The sequence below is a fragment of the Pseudoalteromonas sp. Isolate3 genome (genome assembly GCF_022398505.1).
GTDB lineage: Bacteria > Pseudomonadota > Gammaproteobacteria > Enterobacterales > Alteromonadaceae > Pseudoalteromonas > Pseudoalteromonas apostichopi.
Genome location: NZ_JAKEVN010000169.1, coordinates 1 through 5781, shown reverse-complemented (window position 1 = coordinate 5781; position 5781 = coordinate 1). Strand labels below are relative to the sequence as shown.

Sequence of the window (5781 nt, the reverse complement as noted above, 5' to 3'; positions counted from 1 at the left end):
TATCTAAATAAGACATCTTCTTTATTAAACCATTTAACACAAAATGCTAATAGTGCCCCTGCCACAATGACTGTTGCTAGGAAAATTAAACCCACTAGTGTGTAATCGACTGTGCCTTTAATGATTTCTTTGATTGCCAAAGCTACATTTGTTACAGGAATAAAGGCTGTTTTGCTCGTAAGCTCAACATTCGGCATCAACGCAATCATAATTGGAAAAATTACACCCATGCTTAGCGGAGCCATATAGTTTTGTGCTTCTTTAAAAGTTCGCGCATAAATTGAAATAGCCAATGCTAATGATGAGAAGATTGCAGCAATAGGCAATAACAACACAAAAATCAGCCCTAAATCTAATACAGTTAAAGAGCTAAAGGCGTTTTTAACAACCGCTAAATCTACAAAAGCAATGGCCACCGATATCCACACACCCATACTAAGAACTGTAATAGTGGTTGTCGCAATTGAAGAAGCCAGCAAGGTTACAAACTTACCTAACACTAGCTGTGTGCGCGTGATTGGTGTAAGTAGAAGGGTTTCGAGTGTACCGCGCTCTTTTTCACCAGCCCCTAAATCAATAGCCGGGTACGTTGCGCCCATCAATACGAGAGGAATAAGTAGATAAGGAATAAACCCGCCAATTTTTTCACCCAGATTTTCACGTTTATCTGCAGTATCGACCTTAACAACTTTAATTGGCTCGATAATCGCGGCTTGTTGCTGCTCTGATACGCCAAAGCTTAACAGTTTAGTAGTACGCAGTTTATCACCATACTCTTTTGCAAGTTCTTTAACGCGGTCAAATAAGAAGTTAATCGCCTTAGCGTCGTTATACACAACTTGCCACTCACTTTGTTTAGCGTTATCGAGTGTTTGCTCAGCGTCTGAAGGTAAATAGATACCCATATCGATGGTACCCGCTTTAACCGCTTTAGTGAGATCTTCTACCGTATTAAAGGTTTCGTCGCCTTTATATAATGCAAAGCTCTTATGATAAAACACCTTATCTGTAAATTCTTGCGCGTAATTACCATTAATAATGGCGTAAGTATGCACTTCTTGCTCAGCTTCGAGTGCTGCTTGTGAACTAATAAATGCCATCACAGCAAATAAAAGAGGGAAAATAGCAACTGGCAGTGCGACAACGAATATCAATGTTTTACGGTCACGTAACAGCTCTTTTAATTCCTTTTTAAATACTTCAAACATCACGACTCTCCGTTAAAATATTCATAAACGCTTGATTTAATTCCTCACTTTGACCAGTTTGTTTAAACTGTTCTAATGTGCCATCAAAGCAACTAATGCCTTGATTTATAACTGCAACGCGATCACAAAGTAATGCAACTTCATCTAGATGGTGAGTTGAAAAAATGACTGGAGTACCTTGCTCTTTAAGGCCACGAATAAAGCTAATTACAGTTTGCGTGGTCATAATGTCTAAACCTGTCGTTGGTTCATCGAGAATTACCACGTCAGGATGATGAACAACAGCGCGAGCAATATTGGCTTTTTGCTTCATACCTGTGGAAAGGTTTTCGGCACGCTTATCAATGAAGTTGTGCATATCAAGTAAGCTGAATAGTTCATCACAACGTGCCGCTACCGCCTTTTTACTCATGCCATGTAAACGGGCAAAATATTCTACGTTTTCTTTAACCGTTAAACGCCCATATAAGCCAGTGCTACCAGATAAAAAACCAATTGATTTGCGGCCAACTAATGGCTTTTTAACAATATCGTGACCAGAGATGGTGATACTGCCTTCATCTGGTTTTAATGCTGTTGAAATCATTCTAAGGGTCGTTGTTTTACCTGCACCATTTGGGCCGAGTAAGCCAAGCACTTCACCTTTATTACATTTAAAGCTGACGTCTCTTACAGAATGGAAAAACTCTTTATCTTCGCGGGGGTCTACATTGTCCGTTTTATTTTTTTTATGATCTTTTGTTAGCTTAAATTTCTTTTTAAGCCCTGCAACTTCAATCATGTGCGTTTCCTTCGTTTAGGTCTAAAGTAATCAGTGTTACTGTAAAATTCTGGATTTTCATTTTCAGTCCACCACCCTGGTACACCTAACAAGGGTAATGGAGATAAATTCTTATTATCACGTAAACAATCATCTACTTTAATCATCTCATAAAGACGTTGATCTAGATACGCATATTGCTCGCTTAAATCTTTACAAAATATGTCATTGGGTACAATTACAAATAATGCTTTCCCTGTTAAACCTATATAAGGCTGAGTGAGCATCTCGTAGTTAGCATGGCCGAACATGAACGGGCGAATATTTTTACCCCACTGCTCACGTTGTGTAACAAATGCTTGATGCCATTGATGATCGCGTAATTGTTGTTGCCAACTTTGTTCGGTAATTGCCAGTACTACACCACATTCGTCGAATAAGGTGAGAGCATTACGGTGTTTACTGCGCTCTTTTAGACCATGCAGTTTAATTTCTTCGATATGTTGATGATTTATCAGTGCTTTTGTTTTTGGAAATAAACACCAAATAAATCCACCAAAAAGGTCGTGCCAATTTTGTTGTCTTGTTGGTACTTGCCCTGTTTCATAAATAATTTGCTCATAATAACGAGTTTCGTCGGCAAATTTTTCATCCTCTACAAAGCTTATTACTGTGCCTTGTGTTGTTTTGGCATTTAAATATTGATTAAACCAGTCACAAGACGGCCAATTCGATAATTTGTCAATATTAAACAGCGTTGCTAGGTCACTAAATGCACCGGTTGTAAGGTATTGTGTTGACCATTGCTCTGGTGCGCTAAATCGTTTCATTGCTTATTTTTTAACTTCTTGATGTATTGTGGGTAGTTTACCGTAAAAACTGGTTCTCATTAATAGAACCTCATATACTAATGCCACCATAAAACAAAAAAAGAGCTATTATGAAACGCTATTTTCCAATGACAGTACTTGCAAGTACCATTCTTGCAGGCTGTGCTTCAACAAGTATCACATCAGGTGATGTAGAAAAAGCCTATCAAAGCATCAACTCAGAGCAACTAGCAGAGCACATTAAAGTGTTAGCTTCTGATGAATTCGGCGGCCGTGCACCATCATCGAAAGGTGAAGAGCTAACGCTTGCCTATTTAACTGACCAATTTAAAGCATTGGGTTTTGAGCCTGGTAACGGTGATAGCTTCTTACAAGAAGTACCGCTTGTTTCACTTGAAGCAGACTCAAACATGGTACTTACCATTGGCGGCAAAGATTATCAGTATAAAAAAGATATGGTAATGGGTAGTAGCCGTATTAGTGCTAAACAAAGCATAAAAGATTCTGAATTAGTATTTGTTGGTTATGGTGTAAATGCGCCAGAGTACAACTGGAACGACTACGAAGGCTTAGACGTAAAAGGCAAAACAGTTGTAATGCTAGTTAATGATCCAGGTTATGCGACTAAAAACCCAGATTTATTTACTGGCGACGCCATGACTTATTATGGTCGCTGGACATACAAATATGAAGAAGCAAGTCGTCAAGGTGCCGCTGGTGCAATTATTATCCACGAAACAGCACCAGCTTCTTACCCATGGTCAGTTGTTGAAAACTCTTGGAGCGGTGAGCAATTTGGTTTCCAAAAAGAAAATAACAACATGGATCGTGTTGCTGTTGAAGGCTGGGTAACAACTGATGTTGCCAAAGAGCTATTCACAAAAGCAGGTTTAGATTTCGATACTATGAAAGCAAATGCTGCAAAAGGTGCTTACCATATTGATATGGGCGACCTAACAGCTAGCGTTGAAGTAAATAACACGATTAAAAAGTCAATTTCATATAACTTCATTGCAACGTTACCTGGCAGCGAAAAGCCAGACGAGCACATCATTTACTCAGCTCATTGGGATCACCTTGGTACAGATAAAACACGTAAAGGTGACCAAATTTATAATGGTGCCCACGATAACGCGACAGGTACTGCAGGCTTAATTGAAGTTGCAGAAGCATTTGCTAGCCTTCCTGAGCACCCTAGCCGCTCAATGACTTTCTTAGCAGTAACCGCTGAAGAACAAGGTCTACTTGGATCAAAATATTACGCTGCAAACCCAGTGATCCCAGCTTCTCAAACTGTTGCAAACATCAACATGGATAGCTTAAATCTATTAGGTAAAGTGAAAGATATCAGTGTTGTTGGTATCGGCAAATCAGAAATGGATAGCTTGTTAGAAACAGCTGCTAAAGCACAAGGCCGAACTGTATCTGGCGATCCTAAACCGTCTTCGGGTGGTTACTATCGTTCTGATCACTTTGCATTTGCAAACATGGGTGTACCAGCAATGTATGCTGGCGGCGGCAGTGAAGCCCTTGATGAAGAAACTGCAAATTACCGTAAGCGTATGAGCTTAGTTCTTCGCGGTTGTTACCATCAGCCTTGCGATCGTTACCGTGATGAATGGGATTTATCAGGTGCCGTTCAGGATCTTCAGTTATTCTATCAAGTAGGTTTTGATATTTCAGAGCGTAAAGAATGGCCGACCTGGAATGCGAGCTCTGAGTTTCAACGCAAATAGATGCAAATGAGATTGATTTTCATTTAAATCGGTAATACAGTGTAACCTGATTAATTTTTAGGTTGCACTGTATGCTCTCATTAACACAAACGAGGTATTCCACCCATAAAGCGAGGTGTTATATTACGGACAATAAACGCTTATTTTTACCCCTATTATTGCTAATTTCTTTGGCAATACCAGCAAGCCGTGAGTTTACCCTCCAAGCGTTAAGTGATGCTTTTTTTCAAGTATCTGTGTTTGTTGCAGCCACTTTATTAATCTATTACTACTTGATTGATCGGCTACCTCAATTACAGCTCAGCTATTTACGAGCTAAATCAGGCATCCTAGAAATCGGTTTTGCGTCAATCTTAGGTGCTTTACCTGGCTGTGGAGGTGCCATTATTGTAGTTACCCAATTTACCAAAAAACAAGCTAGCTTTGGCTCTGTGGTCGCAGTATTAACAGCAACCATGGGTGATGCTGCATTTTTGTTATTAGCAACCCGCCCTCTTGATGGGTTATTAATGATGGTAATCGGTGTTAGTGTAGGCGTAATTAGCGGACAGGTGGTTAATACATTTCATAAATCAGATAAGTTTCAACCTACGCAGGCCAGTGACTTCAGCGAACAACCTCAATGCCAACCAAAAGCTTTAATATTTAGCCGCCCGGTTTGGAAATTTGCCTTAATGCCAAGCTTGATTGTTGCTATTGTTATTGCCACCAATACCGACCTTAGCGTATTTGGTAATGGTATTAATCATGGCATTACCCTATTTGGTTCAATCATGGCGCTATTTACTGTAGTTGTATGGGCTCTTTCATCTAAAGGCAGCAGTTATAAACAAGTGACCAGCGAAGAAGCTCCATGCAATCCACCTTCAAAGCTCACGAAAGTGTTAATGGACACGCACTTTGTTACAGCATGGGTTGTCGCCAGTTTCATGCTATTTGAAGTTTTAGTTAATTTGCTAGGTGTTGATTTAAAAGCATGGTTTTTTGAATATGCTTATCTTGCTCCCTTGGTAGCTGTAGCAATAGGTTTGTTACCAGGCTGTGGGCCGCAAATTGTCGTAATGACACTTTATATTCAAGGCATTATCCCATTTAGTGCGATGGCAGCAAATGCAATATCAAATGATGGCGATGCTCTCTTCCCAGCCATCGCATTAGCACCAAAAGCAGCTTTAATGGCGACAGTCTATTCAACAATACCTGCGCTGTTACTCGGTTATGGATTGTACTATTACGGTCTTTAAAAT

Annotated in this window: 5 protein-coding genes; 2 read left to right on the top strand and 3 right to left on the bottom strand. The window is 39.8% G+C overall.

The features are described 5' to 3' along the window. The 3 genes from L1D46_RS19490 to L1D46_RS19480 all read right to left on the bottom strand — a co-directional run. On the bottom strand, nucleotides 1–1208 hold a 1208-nt coding region (locus tag L1D46_RS19490; RefSeq protein ID WP_239978074.1), incomplete at its 3' end, for an ABC transporter permease. Next, nucleotides 1201–1989, bottom strand: a complete 789-nt coding sequence (locus tag L1D46_RS19485; RefSeq protein WP_130051543.1) for an ATP-binding cassette domain-containing protein — start codon at nucleotides 1987–1989, stop codon at nucleotides 1201–1203. The genes L1D46_RS19485 and L1D46_RS19490, both read right to left, overlap by 8 nt. Continuing rightward, a complete protein-coding gene (locus tag L1D46_RS19480) occupies nucleotides 1986–2798 on the bottom strand; it encodes a DUF3025 domain-containing protein (RefSeq protein ID WP_130051544.1) in 813 nt (270 codons plus the stop codon). The genes L1D46_RS19485 and L1D46_RS19480 overlap by 4 nt, the downstream gene beginning before the upstream one ends. Nucleotides 2799–2908: 110 nt before the next feature. Between L1D46_RS19480 and L1D46_RS19475 the strand changes: the two genes are divergently transcribed. Beyond that, entirely contained in the window at nucleotides 2909–4534 is a 1626-nt protein-coding gene (locus tag L1D46_RS19475) for a M28 family metallopeptidase (protein WP_239978073.1), read from the top strand. A 71-nt stretch (nucleotides 4535–4605) separates the two neighbouring features. Beyond that, nucleotides 4606–5778: a putative manganese transporter gene (locus tag L1D46_RS19470; RefSeq protein ID WP_239978072.1), complete on the top strand. Its 1173-nt coding sequence runs from the start codon at nucleotides 4606–4608 to the stop codon at nucleotides 5776–5778. Nucleotides 5779–5781 lie beyond the last annotated feature (3 nt).